Source organism: Bacteroides sp. HMSC067B03, assembly GCF_001811315.1.
GTDB classification, from domain to species: domain Bacteria; phylum Bacteroidota; class Bacteroidia; order Bacteroidales; family Bacteroidaceae; genus Bacteroides; species Bacteroides faecis.
The window spans coordinates 18,781-38,131 of the sequence record NZ_KV804393.1; the positions used below are offsets into that span (position 1 = coordinate 18,781).

The 19,351-nt window shown below is 45.6% G+C and carries 15 protein-coding genes; 9 read left to right on the forward strand and 6 right to left on the reverse strand.

Annotated elements, in window-relative coordinates; all coding sequences use genetic code 11:
• The first annotated feature begins 5 nt into the window (after positions 1–5).
• The 5 genes from HMPREF2794_RS17085 to HMPREF2794_RS17105 all read left to right on the forward strand — a co-directional run bounded on the left by HMPREF2794_RS17085 (position 6) and on the right by HMPREF2794_RS17105 (position 10,346).
• Positions 6–2,339, forward strand: coding sequence for a glycoside hydrolase family 20 protein (locus HMPREF2794_RS17085; RefSeq protein WP_055271603.1), 2,334 nt, complete (start codon positions 6–8; stop codon positions 2,337–2,339).
• Positions 2,340–2,401: 62 nt separating this feature from the next.
• Entirely contained in the window at positions 2,402–5,437 is a 3,036-nt protein-coding gene (locus HMPREF2794_RS17090; RefSeq protein WP_371490830.1) for a glycoside hydrolase family 2 TIM barrel-domain containing protein, read from the forward strand.
• Positions 5,438–5,606: 169 nt separating this feature from the next.
• Positions 5,607–7,424 carry an alpha-L-fucosidase gene (locus HMPREF2794_RS17095; RefSeq protein ID WP_055271619.1) on the forward strand — a complete coding sequence of 606 codons (1,818 nt, stop codon included), beginning with the start codon at positions 5,607–5,609 and terminating at the stop codon, positions 7,422–7,424.
• Between the two features lie 64 nt (positions 7,425–7,488).
• Positions 7,489–9,036, forward strand: a complete 1,548-nt coding sequence (locus HMPREF2794_RS17100; protein ID WP_010538875.1) for a sulfatase family protein — start codon at positions 7,489–7,491, stop codon at positions 9,034–9,036.
• Positions 9,037–9,170: 134 nt separating this feature from the next.
• Complete coding sequence (locus HMPREF2794_RS17105; protein WP_010538874.1) at positions 9,171–10,346, forward strand: mechanosensitive ion channel family protein; 1,176 nt, start codon at positions 9,171–9,173, stop codon at positions 10,344–10,346.
• A gap of 273 nt (positions 10,347–10,619) precedes the next feature.
• On the opposite strand, the gene HMPREF2794_RS17110 is transcribed toward HMPREF2794_RS17105, so the two are convergent.
• Both HMPREF2794_RS17110 and HMPREF2794_RS17115 read right to left on the reverse strand, forming a co-directional pair.
• Positions 10,620–11,753 carry an endonuclease/exonuclease/phosphatase family protein gene (locus HMPREF2794_RS17110; RefSeq protein WP_371490826.1) on the reverse strand — a complete coding sequence of 378 codons (1,134 nt, stop codon included), beginning with the start codon at positions 11,751–11,753 and terminating at the stop codon, positions 10,620–10,622.
• Positions 11,754–11,826: 73 nt separating this feature from the next.
• The gene (locus HMPREF2794_RS17115) at positions 11,827–13,287 is read right to left on the reverse strand and encodes an aminoacyl-histidine dipeptidase (protein WP_070752016.1); all 1,461 of its coding nucleotides are present in this window, start codon (positions 13,285–13,287) and stop codon (positions 11,827–11,829) included.
• 132 nt (positions 13,288–13,419) lie between these two features.
• Here HMPREF2794_RS17115 and HMPREF2794_RS17120 point away from each other — a divergent pair, with 132 nt between their 5' ends.
• Both HMPREF2794_RS17120 and HMPREF2794_RS17125 read left to right on the forward strand, forming a co-directional pair.
• Entirely contained in the window at positions 13,420–13,653 is a 234-nt protein-coding gene (locus tag HMPREF2794_RS17120) for a hypothetical protein (RefSeq protein WP_008762116.1), read from the forward strand.
• 26 nt (positions 13,654–13,679) lie between these two features.
• Positions 13,680–14,282 (forward strand): OmpH/Skp family outer membrane protein, encoded by a 603-nt coding sequence (locus HMPREF2794_RS17125; RefSeq protein ID WP_022301121.1) that lies wholly within the window; start codon positions 13,680–13,682, stop codon positions 14,280–14,282.
• Between the two features lie 97 nt (positions 14,283–14,379).
• Here the strand turns inward: HMPREF2794_RS17125 and HMPREF2794_RS17130 are convergent, their stop codons facing one another.
• The gene (locus HMPREF2794_RS17130; RefSeq protein ID WP_008767910.1) at positions 14,380–14,721 is read right to left on the reverse strand and encodes a hypothetical protein; all 342 of its coding nucleotides are present in this window, start codon (positions 14,719–14,721) and stop codon (positions 14,380–14,382) included.
• Complete coding sequence (locus HMPREF2794_RS17135; RefSeq protein ID WP_010538870.1) at positions 14,718–15,020, reverse strand: FtsB family cell division protein; 303 nt, start codon at positions 15,018–15,020, stop codon at positions 14,718–14,720. The genes HMPREF2794_RS17130 and HMPREF2794_RS17135 overlap by 4 nt, the downstream gene beginning before the upstream one ends.
• Before the next feature lie 158 nt (positions 15,021–15,178).
• Between HMPREF2794_RS17135 and HMPREF2794_RS17140 the strand changes: the two genes are divergently transcribed.
• Positions 15,179–17,041: a DNA polymerase III subunit gamma/tau gene (locus HMPREF2794_RS17140; RefSeq protein WP_070752018.1), complete on the forward strand. Its 1,863-nt coding sequence runs from the start codon at positions 15,179–15,181 to the stop codon at positions 17,039–17,041.
• On the opposite strand, the gene HMPREF2794_RS17145 is transcribed toward HMPREF2794_RS17140, so the two are convergent.
• Both HMPREF2794_RS17145 and HMPREF2794_RS17150 read right to left on the reverse strand, forming a co-directional pair.
• Positions 17,033–17,410 (reverse strand): VOC family protein, encoded by a 378-nt coding sequence (locus HMPREF2794_RS17145; protein ID WP_010538868.1) that lies wholly within the window; start codon positions 17,408–17,410, stop codon positions 17,033–17,035. The genes HMPREF2794_RS17140 and HMPREF2794_RS17145 overlap by 9 nt on opposite strands.
• A gap of 1 nt (position 17,411) precedes the next feature.
• Entirely contained in the window at positions 17,412–17,648 is a 237-nt protein-coding gene (locus HMPREF2794_RS17150) for a PspC domain-containing protein (protein ID WP_022302161.1), read from the reverse strand.
• 736 nt (positions 17,649–18,384) lie between these two features.
• Here HMPREF2794_RS17150 and HMPREF2794_RS17155 point away from each other — a divergent pair.
• Complete coding sequence (locus tag HMPREF2794_RS17155; protein ID WP_168166610.1) at positions 18,385–19,323, forward strand: tyrosine-type recombinase/integrase; 939 nt, start codon at positions 18,385–18,387, stop codon at positions 19,321–19,323.
• Positions 19,324–19,351: the final 28 nt, after the last annotated feature.

The following is a 19,351-nucleotide window of genomic DNA, read 5'->3' on the forward strand; positions in this document are numbered from 1 at the left end:
ATACAATGACAAGAACGATTTTAATATTACTGATAGGCTTTCTGTCTTCGATGGTAGCCGGATGTAGCGATACTAACTTGACACATGACATACCCTTGGTTCCACGCCCGGCACAAATGGTGCCGGGTAGCGGAAACTACCTTTTCTCCGGTAAGACAGTATTTGCCGTAGAAAATGAGGAGCAGGCGGAAGTGGCGCGCGGCTTTATAGCTTTGTTTACCCGTGCGGCAGGTTTTACTCCGAAGTTGACCGTAGGTGATGATGCAGAAAAGGGAAATGTCCGTTTCCAGACAGATGCAACTTTGAAGAGTGAAGCGTATACGCTGGAAGTGTCTCCAAAAGAAATTATAATTGAAGCATCGGATGCCAAAGGATTCTTTTATGCTTTGCAGACGATTCGCCAGTTGCTTCCGGCAGCTATCGAAAAAGAGGAAGTGGCGGATAAGAAGGTAAAATGGAGTATTCCGGCAGTGAGTATTCAGGACGAACCGCGGTTTGGTTACCGGGCATTACTGCTGGATGCGGCACGTTACTTTATTCCTAAAGAGAATGTATTGCGAATCATCGACTGTATGGCGATGCTGAAAATAAACACGCTTCACTTTCATCTGACAGATGATAACGGCTGGCGTGTGGAAATCAAAAAATATCCCCGTCTGACGGAAGTAGGTGCCTGGAGGGTGGATCGTACAGGACTGCCTTTCCCTGCCCGGCGTAATCCGGAACCCGGAGAACCGACCCCGGTAGGAGGCTTCTATACACAGGAAGATATAAAGGAAATGGTGGCCTATGCAGCCGAACGCCAGATAGAAGTAGTGCCGGAAATTGATGTGCCTGCACACAGTAATTCGGCATTGGCGGCCTATCCTCATTTTGCCTGTCCGGTGGTGAAGGAGTATATCGGAGTGCTTCCCGGTTTGGGAGGACGGAACTCCGAAATTATCTATTGTGCCGGAAACGACAGCGTCTACACTTTCCTTCAGGATGTGATGGACGAGATTATGGCCTTGTTCCCTTCCCGGTATATTCATATCGGAGGCGATGAAGCCCGCAAGACTTATTGGGGGAAATGCCCGTTGTGTCAGGCACGGATGAAAAAAGAGAAACTGGCCAATGAAGAGGATCTGCAAGGTTACTTCATGAAGCGGATGAGCGAGTATGTACGCGGCAAAGGCCGTGAAGTGATTGGCTGGGATGAACTGACTAACAGTAGTTTTTTGCCGGAAGATGTCATTGTCTTGGGTTGGCAGGGATACGGACAGGCTGCCTTGAAGGCTGCCGAACAGGGACATCGTTTCATTATGACTCCCGCACGCATCATGTACCTGATTCGTTATCAGGGGCCGCAATGGTTTGAGCCGCTGACGTATTTCGGCAATAACACGCTGAAAGATGTGTATGACTATGAGCCGGTTCAGAAAGATTGGAAACCGGAATATGCGGATCTGCTGATGGGAGTACAGGCTTGTATGTGGACGGAGTTCTGCAATAAGCCGGAGGATGTGGATTACCTCGTATTCCCGCGTCTGGCAGCTTTGGCGGAAGTGGCGTGGACACAGCCGGAAAAGAAAGACTGGGCTTCGTTCCTCAAAGGAATGGACTCGTTCAATGAACACTTGGCAGCCAAAGGAATAGCGTATGCTCGTTCGATGTACAATATACAGCATACGGTGAAGCCGGAAGACGGAGCACTGAATGTAACACTGGAATGTATCCGTCCGGATGTGGAAATCCGTTATACGGTAGATGGAAGTAAGCCGACAGCTGCTTCGCCGCTCTATGAACAGCCGCTGGTTGTAAAGGATGCCCGGACAATCAATGCTGCAACATTTGCCGGTGGAGAGCAGATGGGGAAAATATTGACGCTTCCGGTACATTGGAATAAGGCAACGGCCAAACCGTTGCTGGGCAATAAAGCGAATGAAGCTGTGCTGAGTAACGGAATCAGAGGAAGCCTGAAACAGACGGACTTTGAATGGTGCTGCTGGACAAGAAACGACCGCTTCTCTTTCACTGTGGATTTGCTGCAAAAGGAGAAGATGAACACGTTGACGATCGGTTGTATTACTAATTATGGAATGGGAGTGCATAAACCGAAATCCATCAAGGTAGCTGTTTCGGACGATCAGGCGACTTATCGGGATATCAACGAATTGAAATATACTCCCGAAGAGATATTCCGTGAGGGAACTTTTGTCGAAGACCTTTCGGTAGATATGAGGGGAACCGTTGCCCGCTATGTTCGGGTGACCGTGGAAGGAGCGGGAGAATGTCCGTTCAACCATGTCCGTCCCGGACAAAAATCAAGAGTCTATTTCGATGAACTGATAATCGAATAACCAGTTACTAAATAACTAATATAATAACGATGAAATTAAAGAAACGAACTTTTTTAATCTTGATGGTAGCACTGACTGCTACCTTCGCTTCGGCTCAGAAACAGTCGCAGCCGGAGTGGCAGAGCCAGTATGCTGTAGGACTGAATAAACTCGCTCCCCATACCTACGTATGGCCTTATGCCGACGCTTCCGATATTGAAAAACCGGGAGGATATGAAGAGTCTCCTTATTATATGAGCCTGAACGGAAAGTGGAAATTCCACTGGGTAAAGAATCCGGATAACCGCCCGAAAGACTTCTACCAGCCTTCTTATTATACCGGAGGATGGGCGGATATTAATGTGCCCGGCAACTGGGAACGACAGGGATATGGAACAGCGATTTATGTTAACGAAACTTATGAGTTTGACGATAAGATGTTCAACTTCAAGAAGAATCCGCCGTTGGTACCATTTGCCGAAAACGAAGTCGGTTCTTATCGTCGTACATTCAAAGTACCCGCCGACTGGAAAGGACGCCGGGTAGTACTTTGCTGCGAGGGTGTGATTTCTTTCTATTATGTATGGGTGAACGGGAAGTTGCTCGGCTATAATCAGGGATCGAAGACGGCTGCCGAATGGGACATTACCGATGTACTGAGTGAAGGTGAGAACGTGGTGGCGCTGGAAGTATATCGCTGGAGTTCGGGTGCTTATCTGGAGTGTCAGGATATGTGGCGCCTGAGCGGTATCGAACGGGATGTTTACCTGTATAGTACTCCCAAACAGTATATTGCTGACTATAAAGTAAGTGCCTCTCTTGATAAAGAGAAATACAAAGAGGGTATTTTCAATCTGGAAGTGACGGTAGAAGGACCTTCTGCCACAGCCGGCTCCATTGCATATACACTGAAAGATGCTTCGGGAAAAGCTGTGTTGCAGGATGCTGTCCGGATCAAATCCCGTGGATTGAGCAACTTCATCGCTTTCGATGAGAAGAAGATTGCGGAAGTAAAAGCGTGGAACGCGGAGTATCCTAATCTTTATACTTTGGTGCTCGAACTGAAAGACGCACAAGGAAAGGTGACTGAACTGACCGGATGCGAGGTTGGTTTCCGTACTTCGGAAATCAAGGACGGACGTTTCTGCATCAATGGTGTTCCGGTGCTGGTGAAAGGAGCGAACCGTCACGAACATTCACAACTGGGACGTACCGTAAGCAAAGAACTGATGGAGCAGGATATCCGACTGATGAAACAGCATAATATCAATATGGTGCGTAACTCACATTATCCGACTCATCCGTACTGGTATCAGCTTTGCGACCGTTACGGGCTGTATATGATTGATGAGGCGAATATCGAATCGCATGGTATGGGATACGGACCTGCTTCCCTCGCAAAAGACAGTACCTGGCTGACTGCCCACATGGACCGTACGCACCGTATGTACGAACGTTCCAAGAATCATCCGGCTATCGTGATCTGGTCGCTGGGGAATGAAGCCGGCAACGGTATCAATTTCGAACGTACTTACGACTGGTTGAAATCAGTAGAGAAAGGCCGCCCCGTGCAATATGAACGTGCCGAACTGAATTATAATACGGACATTTATTGCCGTATGTATCGAAGTGTGGACGAAATCAAGGCTTATGTGGCTAAAAAAGATATTTACCGTCCCTTCATCCTCTGTGAATACCTGCATGCTATGGGGAATAGTTGCGGTGGAATGAAAGAGTACTGGGACGTTTTTGAAAATGAGCCGATGGCGCAAGGTGGCTGCATCTGGGACTGGGTAGATCAGAATTTCCGCGAGATAGACAAAGACGGGAAGTGGTATTGGACTTACGGAGGTGATTACGGACCGGAAGGAATCCCCAGCTTCGGTAATTTCTGTGGCAACGGTCTGGTGAACGCTGTGCGTGAACCACATCCGCATCTACTTGAAGTGAAGAAAATTTATCAGAACATCAAAGCGACTCTATCTGACCCGAAGAACCTGAAGGTCAGCATCAAGAACTGGTATGACTTTTCTAATCTGAATGAATATATCCTGCATTGGAATGTGAAAGGGGAGGATGGAACGCTACTTGCCGAAGGTACGAAGGAAGTGGACTGTGAGCCGCATGCTACAGCAGAGATTCTGCTGGGCGCTGTCAAACTTCCGGCTTCTGTACGGGAAGCTTATCTGAACCTTAGCTGGAGCCGCAAAGAGGCTGCTCTGCTGGTGGATGCCGACTGGGAAGTGGCGTACGACCAGTTTGTACTTGCCGGTAATAAAAATGCCACGGCTCACCGCCCGCAGAAGGCAGGAGAAACAGCTTTCGTTGTAGATAAGAACACCGGAGCACTTTCTTCTCTGACTTTGAATGGGAAGGAACTGCTGGCTGCCCCCGTCACTTTGAGTTTGTTCCGTCCGGCTACGGATAATGACAACCGGGATCGGAACGGTGCTCGTTTGTGGCGTAAGGCAGGATTGAACAATCTGACTCAGAAGGTGGTATCGCTTAAAGAAGGTAGGACATCGGCTACTGTCCGTGCTGAGATTCTCAACGGGAAAGGACAGAAAGTAGGAATGGCTGATTTCGTTTACTCGCTCGGTAAGAATGGTGCCTTGAAAGTACATACAACTTTCCAACCTGATACGGCTATCGTGAAGTCAATGGCTCGTTTGGGGCTGACTTTCCGTATGGCGGATACGTATGACCAAGTTTCTTATCTGGGACGTGGCGATCATGAGACGTATATCGACCGTAATCAGTCCGGCAGGATAGATCTGTATGACACGACCGTAGAACGGATGTTCCACTATTACGCAACGCCGCAGTCAACAGGTAACCGGACGGATGTGCGCTGGGCTAAACTGACGGATCAGGCAGGTGAAGGTGTATTTATGGAATCGAATCGTCCTTTCCAGTTTAGTATCATCCCCTTCTCGGATGTACTATTAGAGAAGGCACACCATATTAATGAGCTGGAGCGTGACGGAATGATGACTATACATCTGGATGCTGAACAGGCAGGAGTGGGAACAGCAACCTGCGGACCGGGTGTATTGCCGCAATATCTGGTACCGGTGAAAAAACAGAGTTTTGAATTTACGCTTTATCCGGTAAAATAACCGGTGGTACTGATTGCATTTGAATAGAAATATTGCATTGAGATAGAATATAAAGGAGCGAATGGCATGGATTTAGCGAAGTTTAATGAAAAGTGCTTCGGGAAAGTCATGAAATTCACTCCTTTATAATTATCTTTGTCTCATTAGCATTAAATCAATATTTATTATGATGAACAAACTACTAATTTCTCTCTTTTTATCTTCTGTGATAACGTTGGGCGGCTGTGGACTGACGAAAGAAAACTACTATGTGAAGCATGTTGAATTTCCACAGGATGCGACCCTCGAACAGAAAATAGATATGGCAGCAAGGTTGGTTCCTACTCCCCAACAGGCTGCGTGGCAACAAATGGAGCTGACTGCTTTTCTGCATTTCGGCATCAATACGTTTACCGGACGGGAATGGGGCGACGGCAAGGAAGATCCTGCTATCTTTAACCCTACGGAACTGGATGCGGAACAATGGGTACGCAGCCTGAAAGACGCGGGATTCAAAATGGTACTTCTCACGGCAAAGCATCATGATGGCTTTTGTCTGTGGCCTACCGCTACTACGAAACACTCGGTAGCTTCTTCTCCCTGGAAAAACGGTCAGGGAGACGTAGTGAAAGAACTGCGTAAGGCTTGTGATAAATATGATATGAAGTTCGGAGTATATCTTTCTCCATGGGACCGGAACGCGGAATGCTACGGAGACTCTCCTAAATACAATGAGTTCTTCATTCAGCAATTGACAGAGTTGCTCACTAATTATGGTGAGGTACACGAAGTATGGTTCGACGGTGCGAACGGAGAAGGACCGAACGGAAAGAAGCAAATCTATGACTGGGATGCTTTCTATAAGACCATTCAGAAGTTGCAGCCGAAAGCGGTTATGGCAATTATGGGTGACGATGTCCGTTGGGTAGGTAATGAAAAAGGCTTGGGACGCGAAACGGAGTGGAGTGCAACGGTACTGACTCCGGGAATCTATGCCCGTTCTGAAGAAAACAACAAGCGGCTGGGTGTCTTTAGCAAAGCGGAAGATCTGGGAAGTCGTGCGATGTTGGAAAAGGCAACGGAATTATTCTGGTATCCTTCGGAGGTGGATGTGTCTATCCGTCCGGGATGGTTCTATCATGCGGAGGAAGACAGCAAAGTGAAGTCATTGAAGCATCTGGCTGATATCTATTTCCAGTCTGTGGGTTATAACTCGGTACTCTTGTTGAATATTCCTCCCGACCGCAGAGGCTTGATTAATGAAGCGGATGTACAGCGGTTGAATGAGTTTGCTGCTTATCGGGAGAAGATATTTACCAACAACCGGGTAGAAAAAGGAAGAAAAGACTGGGAGGCCGTTTCCGGAAGCGAGGCTGTCTATTCTTTGAAGCCGGAGTCAGAAATCAATGTTGTGATGATACAGGAAGATATTACGAAAGGACAACGGGTAGAGTCTTTCACAGTAGAGGCATTGACGGAAGAAGGCTGGCAGGAAGTTGCGAAGGGAACGACTGTAGGATATAAACGTATGGTACGTTTTCCAGCGGTAAAAGCCAGCCAGCTGCGGGTGAAGGTCAATGAGTGTCGTCTGACGGCTCATATCAGTCAGGTAGGAGCTTACTATGCAGAATCTCTGGAAGAAGAGAACCGGACGGAAAACTGGAATAATCTGCCTCGTGCCTCCTGGAAACAGGTAGCTGCTTCTCCATTGACAATTGATTTGGGTAAAGAGGTCGAAATCTCCGCATTCACGTATGCGCCTCTGAAAGCAGAAGCGAAACCGACGATGGCTTTCCGCTACAAATTCTATGTGAGCGCAGATGGCAAGAACTGGAAGGAAGTGCCTGCAAACGGTGAGTTCAGCAATATCATGCACAATCCGTTGCCGCAGACTGTTACTTTCGGTCAGAAGGAAAAGGCACGTTTTATCAAACTGGAGGCTACTACCCCTACAGCTACAACGGCGCAAGTAGAAATGAACGAAATCGGAGTGACCGTAGCTCCTTGATATGAACCTTATTAAAAAGTTAACCAGACTTTCATTCTAACCTAATAATTTATCAAAAGACAAGATGAGAAAAGAATTTTATGGCATATTGCCTTTAGCATTAACCTCCTGTTTGGCGTCTCATGCCACTGCTCAGGAAAAGCAGTCCAATCGTCCGAATGTTGTTTTTATCTATGCAGATGATATCGGTTACGGCGACTTGAGTTGCAACGGGGCAAAGACTATCCATACTCCCAATGTAGAGCGTCTTGCCAAGATGGGAGTGCGTTTTACGAATGCACACAGTGCGGCTGCTACCAGTACGCCTTCCCGCTACGCGATGCTGACCGGTGAATATGCGTGGCGAAAAGCCGGAACAGGTATTGCTGCCGGAGACGCTGCGGCTATCATCCGTCCGGAACGCTATACGATGGCAAACTTGTTTAAGGATGCCGGATATAACACAGGTGTCGTAGGTAAATGGCATCTGGGGCTGGGCGACAAAGGCGGAGAGCAGGACTGGAACAAGCCTTTGCAACCGGGAACCAACGATATCGGCTTTGAATACTCATTCATTATGGCAGCTACGGGCGACCGTGTACCTTGTGTGTTTGTCGAGAATGATCAGGTGATCAATCTTGATCCGAACGACCCGATTCAGGTAAGCTACAAGGCGAACTTCCCGGGAGAACCGACCGGAAAGGATAACCCGGAATTGCTGAAGATGCACCCTTCTCACGGACATGATCAGAGCATCGTGAACGGTATTTCCCGTATCGGATATATGAAGGGCGGAAAGTCGGCACTCTGGCAGGACGAGAAAATTGCGGAGACACTGACAGGAAAAGCCGTTTCCTTTATTGAAGGACACAAGTCTGCTCCTTTCTTCCTGTACTTTGCTACGCAGGATGCGCATGTGCCCCGTGTTCCGTCTCCACAGTTTGCAGGGAAGAGCGGCATGGGCCCTCGCGGCGATTGTCTGCTCGAATTTGACTGGTCGGTAGGAGAAATCCTGAATACACTTGAACGACTGGGCTTGGACAAGAATACATTAGTGATTCTTTCCAGCGATAACGGTCCGGTAGTGGACGACGGATACAAGGATCAGGCAGTAGAATTGCTGGGCGACCATACTCCGGGCGGTATTTATCGCGGAGGAAAGTACAGTTCTTTCGAAGCCGGTACACGTATCCCTTGTATCTGGAGCTGGCAGGGCGTGATTCGTCCGGGAACCGTTTCGGATGCGTTGCTTTGTCAGATCGACTGGTTTGCTACCTTCGCCGAAATGCTGAATGTCCGCTTGCCGGAAGGTGCGGCACCGGATAGCGAACCGATGCTGAAAGCATGGACAGGCAAACAGAAGAAGGGACGCGAATGGCTGGTACTTCAGAATGCCCAGAATAACCTGTCGGTGACAGACGGCAAATGGAAATATCTCCGTCCGGGAAATGGACCCGCATATCTGAAAGCGGTGAATATCGAGTTGGGAAACAGTAAGGAGCCGCAGCTTTATGATTTGAAGAAAGATCCGGGCGAGAAGAATAATGTGGCGGATCAGTATCCGGAACAGGTAAAGAAGATGGCAGAACAGCTGGAGAAAATTGTAGATGGACGTTACGGTCTGCCATTATAAAAGAAATGCTTAGAGAGTAGCAGTGGGACTGGCGGCCTTGATTTCTTGTAAATCAGGCGCCAGTCTTTTTTTTAAACCAAACGAGGGTTTTCACTGTTATCCTACTATAAACATGATATATAAAGATAAAGCTTATGTTAGTAGTCGATTTAGGAAAGTGGATGAACAAAATCCTGATAGATTGGGGGATGGACCCGAAGGTTGCCGATCGCTTTGATGAAACAATTATTGCCATACTGATGATAGCGATTGCTGTCGTACTGAATTATCTTTGTCAGGCGATTCTGGTGGGAGGTATGAAGCAGTACACCCGCAGGAAACCGCATCTCTGGAATACGTTGTTGATGAAGCGTAAGGTGTTTCATAACCTGATTCATACAATTCCTGCCATCCTTGTCTATGCCCTGTTGCCGATGGCTTTCATGCGCGGTAAGGAACTGTTGCTGATTTCGCAGAAGGCTTGTGCCATTTATATTATCTTTTCCCTGCTGCTGGCCATCAACGGGATTCTGCTGATGATAATGGATATCTATGATGGAAAGGAGACGATGAAGAACCGGCCTATGAAAGGGTTTATTCAGGTGCTTCAGGTACTTCTGTTTTTCATCGGAGGGATTGTGATTATCGCTATTATTGTGAATAAATCGCCTGCCAGTCTGTTTGCAGGATTGGGTGCTTCGGCAGCTATCCTGATGCTGGTATTCAAGGATTCCATTTTGGGATTTGTGGCAGGTATTCAGCTTTCCGCCAATGATATGGTGCGTCCGGGAGACTGGATCACACTTCCTTCCGGTGCTGCGAATGGCACGGTGCAGGAGATTACGCTTAACACGGTGAAGATTCAGAACTTTGATAATACGATTTCTACAGTTCCTCCTTATACACTGGTCAGCAGCCCTTTCCAGAACTGGCGTGGAATGAAGGAGTCCGGCGGACGGCGGGTGATGAAGAATATCACACTGGATTTAACTACCCTCCAGTTCTGTACGCCGGAAATGCTCGACCGCTATCGGAAAGAGATTCCTTTAATGGCGGATTATCAGCCGGAGGAAGGGGTGGTGCCTACCAATTCGCAGGTTTATCGGGTGTATATCGAGCGGTATCTTTGTAGCCTGCCTGTGGTGAATCAGGATTTGGATTTGATTATCAGTCAAAAGGAGGCTACCATGTACGGAGTACCTATTCAGGTTTATTTCTTTTCCCGCAATAAGGTATGGAAAGAATACGAACGGATTCAGTCGGATATCTTTGATCATCTGCTGGCGATGGTGCCGAAGTTCGATCTGAAGGTATATCAATATTCGGACTAACTTCGTTCAGGTTAACTTCCGGGGGGGATGTCTTTGCCACTGGCTTAGCACATCTTTGCCACCGTAGTGGCACAACTGTGCCAATGCGATGGCACGACAGTGCCAATACGGTGGCATAGTTGTGCCAACACGGTGGCACAAGCCTTTTGTCCGGATGTTACGGATAGTCGTCCGGTATGTCCCGTCAGTAGGCAAAGGGGATGGCTTTTCCTCCCTGTCTATGTTCCTGTAAAATAGCTGGTAGCAGTGGATTTATTGCCTTTTATCTGTCGGTTAGTATACGATCAGTTCAAAATCTGCGTATATGGGGAGATGGTCACTGATTCCTCCTTGATATTTCATTCCTTTGTAGGTACGAAAAGGTTCGTCGTCGCCGTACTTCTTGTCTTCAGTCAATAGAAAAGGAAGGCGGGCAACGTTTGCTTTGCTTTCCTTGGTGAAGAAGCTGGAGGAGGTATCGAGTAAAGTGCCGGATACGATCAAGTGATCGAGTAACCCCCATTCTCCATGATATTTATAGGAGCCGAAATTACGGGACATCGCTTTCCGGGCAAGTAGATGACAAAGCTTGGAAGGGGGAGGGGAGGTGGTTGCCGGTTGAGGCTCTGTCGATGATGGAGAGCCGGATGAAGTGGTGGCTTCGTTGGGCGGCATGGTGGCTTCTAATATTTCTTTGACGGATTTATTGGTTGGGTAGTCATTGAAATCTCCCATGATGATCAGCTGTGGATGAAGACGGATACTCAGAAGGCTGTCGGCTTCCGTGCGCAGTATTCGGGCAGCATGGAGCCGGTAAGGTTCGGATTCTTTGGCTCCGCCGGATCGGGACGGAAGGTGGCAGACGATTACATCGAGTGTGTCTCCGGTTAATAATAGTCCGCTGACATGTAATAAGTCTCTTGTAGGGCGATGTTGCTTGAAAGAAGGGATCGGGATGGAATGAAAAGATATTAATTTGAACAGGTCACGTTGATATAGTAAAGCAACATCGATTCCTCTCAGATCGGGAGAATTTGTCATGACGTAGCGATAATTCAGTTCCTTTAAGGGAGAGCGCTGTGTGAGGTCACGCAATACACTGTCGTTCTCTACTTCGCAAAGACCTACAAGGGCAGGTGGATTCCATTCGCCGATAGCAGTAATGACGCGGGCTATGTCGGCCAGCTTCTTTTTATATTTGGTGTAGTTCCAGTGGCGGATGGCGTCGGGAAGGAATTCGTTATCGTTCTTTAGTGTGTCATGATGCGTGTCGAAGAGGTTTTCTACATTCCAGCTCATGACACGAAAAGGAACTCGCTCTTCGTCGGAAGACTTCTTTTGGGAAATGAACTGCTTGTTCGTGGACGATTCTTTTCCACTGAAAGAAACTTGTCCTGTGATATATGAGGAGGTAAAAAAAAGCATCATAAAAAAGATTACGGTGATAGCAAGTCTTTCTGTGCTACCACCATAATCTTTTCTATCATGTCTTATCTGACTGTTATTTCTTGGCAGGAACATGTGCCAGAATATCCAACAAATGCTTCCAGAACTTCTCAACGGAAGGAATGTGCATCCGTTCGTCGGGAGAGTGCACTCCGGTAAGGGTCGGTCCGAAAGAGATCATATCTAATGTCGGATACTTGTCGAGGAACAAACCGCACTCCAGTCCTGCGTGAATTGCTTTCACTTTCGCATCTACACCGAAAAGCCGTTTGTAAGATTCTGCTGCCACTTCGAGGATTGCTGAATGAGGGTTGGGTTTCCATCCCGGATAACCTTCGCCGAAGGTGACATTGGCACTTGCCAATTGGAAGACGGCACGAACTGTATTTGCCATGTCATTGCGTGCGGATAGGATAGAACTGCGTTGACTGGTTTCGATGCGGATGATATGGTTTGGTTTCATTTTGACAGAAGCAAGATTAGTCGAAGTTTCTACCAGTCCGGGGATGTCTTGGCTCATGGCATATACACCGTGAGGAGCAGCATACAATGCTTTCAGCAAGCGGGCGGTAGTATCCTGGTCGATAGCCGTTTTACGAGGAGTTTCCGATTCAAGAACCAGTTTCAGGTCCGGTTCGGTAACGGATAGTTCGTTTTCCACTTCGCTGGTAAAGATGTTCAGTTCTGTCCGGACGTCATGTTTGGCATCTTCGGGAACTGCACAGATAGCGTATGCTTCACGGGGGATAGCGTTGCGCAGGTTACCTCCGTTGATTTCGCAGAGATACAGATCCTGACGGTTCGCCATTCGGGACAGGAATCGGTTCAGTATCTTGTTTGCATTACCACGTCCCAAATGGATATCACCACCGGAATGTCCGCCCTTCAGTCCTTTAACTTCTACTTTGAAGAAGAAATATCCTGCGGGAACTTCTACTTCTTTATAGGCGAACTCCGCAACGGAATCAATGCCACCGGCACATCCGATAAAGATTTCTCCTTCATCTTCGGAGTCAAGGTTCAACAGAATATCACCGCTCATGAAGCCTTCTTTCAACTCAAAAGCTCCGGTCAGTCCGGTTTCTTCATCTACGGTAAACAAGCATTCCAGCGGACCGTGTTCGATGCTGTCATCCGCCAGGATAGCCAGCTCGGTAGCTACGCCGATACCATTATCGGCTCCGAGAGTCGTTCCCTTGGCTTTCAGCCATTCTCCGTCTATTTCTGTTTCGATGGGATCGGTGAGGAAGTCGTGCTGTACATCGTTGTTCTTTTCGCACACCATATCGATATGAGACTGCAGTACGACAGTCTGAAGATTTTCTTTGCCCGGAGTAGCAGGCTTTTTGATCAGTACGTTTCCTGCTTCATCTACTTTTGTTTCCAGATTATGTTTTGCTCCGAATGCCTTCAGGTAGGCAATTATTTTCTCTTCCTTCTTGGAAGGACGCGGCACTTGGCAGATTTCCTCAAAATACTTGAATACGCCAGCCGGCTTAAGATCTTTTTTTTCCATGCTGTTTTCTTTTATAATAGGAATAGGAGGTTCATTTCGGTTCCTCTTATTGCTAAATATGGTTAATTTGCTTGACTTATCTGAACTCGTTTCTCATTAAAGCCTATCTTTGCACTCACAAAATTAATAGAAATGGTTGAGACTATACTGATAACTTTGTTAATAGTTGCTATTTCCCTATTATTATTAGGGGTGAAAGTATTCTTTACGAAGGGGGGAAAGTTCCCGAATGGTCATGTGAGCGGTAATAAAGAGTTGCGTAAAAAAGGAATCGGTTGTGCGCAGTCGCAGGATCGTGAAGCACAAAAGAAATCACGTTTTTCTATTGATGAGTTGGAAAAAGCCTTGAACGATAGTATGAACTAATTAATTAAAAACAATATTTTATAGTTATGAATAGAATAAACTACCTCATGAACGGTTTAGCTGCACTTGCGTTTATCGTTTTATTCTCACAATGCGCCGGCAAAGCTGATAATCAAGTTGCAACTACTCCGGCTTCGGCTACTGCTGAATTGTCAGGGATGAAAATAGCTTATGTTGAAATAGACACATTGCTGGCTAAATACAATTTCTGTATTGACTTGAATGAGGCTATGGTAAAGAAGAGCGAGAATGTTCGTATGACATTGAACCAGAAGATGACTGCTTTGAACAAAGAAAAACAGGAATTTCAGAAGAAATATGAAAGCAATGCTTTCCTGTCACCGGAAAGAGCTCAGCAGGAGTACAACCGTTTGGCTAAAATGGAACAAGACTTGCAGGAATTGAGCAATAAACTTCAGAATGGTTTGATGGAAGACAACAACACAAATAGCTTGCTTTTCCGTGATTCTATCAACGCTTTCCTGAAAGAATATAATAAAACTCGTGGATATAGCTTGATTTTCAGCAATACTGGTTTTGATAACCTGCTTTATGCTGACAGCGCATTTAATATCACTAAAGAAATCGTAGATGGATTGAATGCCAGATATTCATCTGCTAAGAAATAAAAAATGTCTTTTTAAAGCCCTTGGATTTCCTGAGGACATTCATAATTTTAATGAATCAATGCCTGTTCAAGACTGTGAAGCTTTGAATAGGCTTTTTTTATTTCTCTTCTTTTGCTTCTTCCTGTGGAATGCGGAAAGCAGTGTAAAGTTCGAGTACGGCGGCAATAGTAAGACAGGCAATCCATTCGTTACCGCGGGTGGTGAACATGAAAGCTCCTGTGAGAATCAGTGCCAGTGCTCCGAATATCTGCTGGATGCGCAGGCGTTTTAATATTTTGCTTTTTCCTTTAACCGGCGTGTTTACTTGTGCCAATGCGATGAATCCGGCTCCGATGGTATAGATATAAGGAGCATAGTTCCATCCGGTGATATATACAGCAGCTCCTGTGAGAGCCATAATTGCGCCTACGGCGAAAAGTGCAGGTACTAATTGTTTCATTTATTATCTTCAAAAACGTAAATATCTTCGTTTGGCTTCTTCATCAGATACTTTTCACGGGCAACCTGCTCGATGGCATCCGGATTACTGTTTAACTCGTTGAGACGTTTGGTGTTCTCTTCGTAGTCTGCACGGTATTTTTCTATCTCTTCTTTCAGTTGGCTGATTTCACGTTCGTATGCCAAACGGCGGAAGAGACTGTTCTCGTCCAGAAAACCAATGATAACAGCAAATGCTACGACGGTGATAAGATACTTACGCCGGCATATGAAACTCCAGATAGTGATCAGTTTATCCATAATTTCTCTTTTTTATATCCGCAAAGATAAAACTAATAACTTAAAAACTTACCGCTTTAGGTTCAAAACTTCTTTCTCTATCCTTTATTACTTATCACTTTTTTGTGTACATTTGCACTGAAAGCGAAAAATCAAAAAAAACAGAGAGAATCCCGGATATGGAGAACTATATTGTATCAGCTCGTAAATACCGTCCGTCCACATTCGAATCGGTGGTGGGACAACGAGCGCTGACTACTACATTAAAGAATGCAATCGCTACCCAAAAATTGGCTCATGCTTATTTGTTTTGCGGACCGCGCGGGGTGGGAAAGACTACTTGTGCGCGTATCTTCGCCAAAACCATCAACTGTATGACGCCTACTGCGGATGGTGAAGCCTGTAACGAATGTGAATCGTGTGTGGCTTTCAACGAACAGCGGTCGTATAATATCCATGAACTTGATGCTGCCTCCAACAACTCGGTGGACGATATCCGTCAATTGGTGGAACAGGTACGCATCCCGCCACAGATTGGCAAGTATAAAGTATATATTATCGACGAGGTGCATATGCTCTCAGCCTCCGCTTTCAACGCATTTTTGAAAACATTGGAAGAACCTCCCCGTCATGCCATCTTTATTCTTGCTACGACGGAGAAGCATAAGATTCTTCCGACTATCCTTTCCCGTTGTCAGATTTATGATTTTAACCGGATCAGTGTGGAAGATACGGTGAATCATTTATCCTATGTTGCTGCAAAAGAAAATATTACGGCAGAACCCGAAGCTCTGAACGTCATTGCGATGAAAGCGGATGGAGGTATGCGTGATGCCTTATCTATTTTCGATCAGGTAGTGAGTTTTACGGGAGGGAATATTACGTATAAGAGTGTAATTGAGAATCTGAATGTTCTCGACTACGAATATTATTTCCGTCTGACGGATTGTTTCCTTGAAAACAGAGTGAGTGATGCATTATTGCTTTTCAATGATGTACTGAATAAAGGATTTGACGGAAGTCATTTTATTACCGGATTGTCTTCGCATTGCCGGGATTTGCTGGTTAGTAAGGATGCGGCTACCTTGCCATTGCTGGAAGTAGGGGCGAGTATACGTCAGCGTTATCAGGAACAGGCACAAAAGTGTCCGTTGCAGTTTTTGTATCGGGCGATGAAGCTTTGTAATGATTGTGATTTGAATTACCGTGCCAGCAAGAACAAGCGCTTACTGGTTGAATTGACCTTGATACAGGTTGCCCAGCTTACCACCGAAGGGGATGATGTAAGTGGTGGGCGTGGCCCTAAGCAGACCATAAAACCCGTATTCACCCAGCCTGCCGCAGCTCAGCAGCCGCAGGTTGCTTCTGCACCGTCTGCTCAACAGACTACTGTTCATTCTGCTCCGTCTCCGGTTGCTGCACCATCTGTTTCCAATACTGCCGTGCGTCAGCCGCAAACGTCTGCAACTGCAGGCTCTGCTACTCCGGCGAATACAACTTCTGTTCCGTCGCAAGGGGCGGGAATTTCTTCGACTGCCAGGGAGGAACGGAAGATTCCTGTGATGAAGATGTCAAGTCTAGGCGTGTCTATTAAGAATCCGCAACGTGATCAGGCTGCTCAGAATGCAGCCAAGACTAATGTTGCCCAGACGCAAACTCAACAACCAGAAGAAGATTTTATTTTCAACGACAGAGATTTGAACTATTACTGGCAGGAATATGCAGGACAGCTCCCCAAAGAACAGGTCGCTATTGCAAAGCGTATGCAGGTGATTCGTCCGGTGTTATTGAATAATTCGACTACTTTTGAAGTAGTGGTTGATAATGAAATTGCCGCTAAGGATTTTACTGCTTTAATACCGGAACTGCAGACTTATCTTCGTGGAAGATTGAAGAATAGCAAGGTGGCGATGACAGTACGGGTGAGTGAACCTGCGGAAACGGTTCGGGCGGTTGGCCGTGTTGAGAAATTCCAGATGATGGCTCAGAAGAATCAGGCGCTGATGCAGCTGAAAGATGAGTTCGGATTGGAATTATATTAAGGTACTGACCTCTATCAGATTACCATCCGGATCTCTGAAATAAATGCTCCGGATGGCTCCTTGGGCACCTTGACGCTGTACAATACCGTATTCTATCTCTATTCCCTTGGATGTTACTTCCGCTTTAATATCTTCTATGCTTCCATCTGCCAATAAGCAGATATCAGTACTTCCGAAGGTAGGGCATTTGGCAGCAGGGAGGAATTGTGCTTTCCCTACATGTAGATTGATTTTTTGATTGCCAAACTTCAGGGCAAAGCGCTGGTGGCTGGTATCGGCTTCCATTCCTAATATTTCAGTATAGAAATGGAGGCTTTGGTGTATGTCGGATACAGGTATGACAATATGGTCAATACTCTTGACTTTCATGTTAATGTAAGCGTTGATTCATTCTGTCGCCATATCCGTCGCTATATCTTTCTTCCGGCATGATGATCCATAGAATCAAGTAAATGATGACTCCTGCAAAAGCAGTGAAGATGGTAGCCAGTACATAGACTATTCTTACTAAGGTAGGGTCCCAGCCCAAGTATTCGGCTAAACCACCGCATACTCCTGCTATCATTCGTTCTTTTCTGGAACGGGTCAGTTTTTTGTTGTTTTCCATAAGGTTTATTGGATAAATAAAAAATAAGTCCTGTAAAGCAAAAGATTTACAGGACTTGTTTTTGAGTATTTCTTTTTTTGGGGGGGAAGACCGGACTCGAACCGGCGACATTCAGAACCACAATCTGACGCTCTAACCAACTGGATCCCCTTGTTATCAACTTGTTAATTATCTCTTTGTAAGTTTAGAGGTCAACAATAGGTCAACATTGACTTACTTTGCAAAGTTAATCATTATTTTTTATATCAAGAAGTTAATCACAGTTTTAAATTATATTGACGAGTCAATGAAAGTTACAGATATTTAGATAGAAAGAGATTTTGTGACTGAAAATAAGGCTAATTCTAAAGTTATAAATTTATGTGTTTGGTAAATGAGTTAAGTTATTATTTATATAAAACTAGAAAGTCATAATAAATAATGACCATTTGATAAAGGAGGTTATTTCTATTAGTAATCTTCTTTTACGCTATAAGTAATTTAAAGATTATTGAACAATAATTCCTTATTTTATTTAGATTATTTGTAGTCAGCAAACAAAATTTTTCAAGATTTCCGCTTTTCATAAATTTCTATCCCTACAACATCTATACTTTTAGCTTTGTTATTATTCGTAACTTTGGACATAGCAGATAGATTAGATAATTTCAAATAAATATAATATATGTATCAGAAGATGTTCCATTAGTCCAAAACCTATTATATTTATTGCATAATTTTTTTAATAACAAGTAAGATGTTAAGAGTAGTAGCATTTATGAAGCAGGTAGCCGACGGGCTACAGATGGAGGGAAACTTTGGTACTGCGCATGTTTATCGTAGCAGTCTCAATGCCATCATTGCTTATCGTGGGAAAGGGGATTTTACGTTCAATGAAGTAACCCCAGAGTGGATAAAAGGCTTCGAGATTCACCTTCGTGGCCGGGGATGTAGCTGGAACACTGTTTCCACCTATTTACGCACATTTCGTGCGGTCTATAATCGTGCGGTAGATTGTCGTGGGGCTGTTTATGTACCGCATTTGTTTCGTTCTGTATATACCGGCACCCGTGCGGACCGTAAGCGTGCATTGGATACCGAAGACATACAGAAAGTATTCACCAAATTGCCGCAGTCGTCTGCAGTGACATCTGACATGCGTCGTACGCAGGAACTGTTCGTTTTGATGTTTCTGCTCCGTGGTCTGCCTTTTGTCGATCTTGCCTATTTGCGTAAAAGTGATTTGCACGACAATGTTATCACTTACCGCAGGCGGAAGACCGGGCGTCCTTTGTCAGTGACTTTAACTCCGGAAGCGATGGCTATATTAAAGAGGTATATGAATCGTGATACGTCATCTCCTTATTTATTTCCGTTATTAAATAGTCGGGAAGGGACGAAGGAGGCTTATCACGAATACCAGTTGGCACTCCGCAATTTCAATAGGCAACTGATGTTGCTTGGTGAAATGTTAGGACTGGGGGATAAACTTAGTTCGTATACTGCCCGCCATACATGGGCAACGACAGCTTACTATTGTGAAATTCACCCAGGCGTTATTTCTGAAGCTATGGGACACTCTTCGATCACAGTGACCGAGACGTATCTCAAACCCTTCCGGAATAAGAAAATAGATGAAGCCAATAAAAAGGTGGTGGATTTTATAAAGCGCTCAATGTCAGTGGCAATGTGTTGAATTTAAGCCTGTTACTTCATAGGTAACG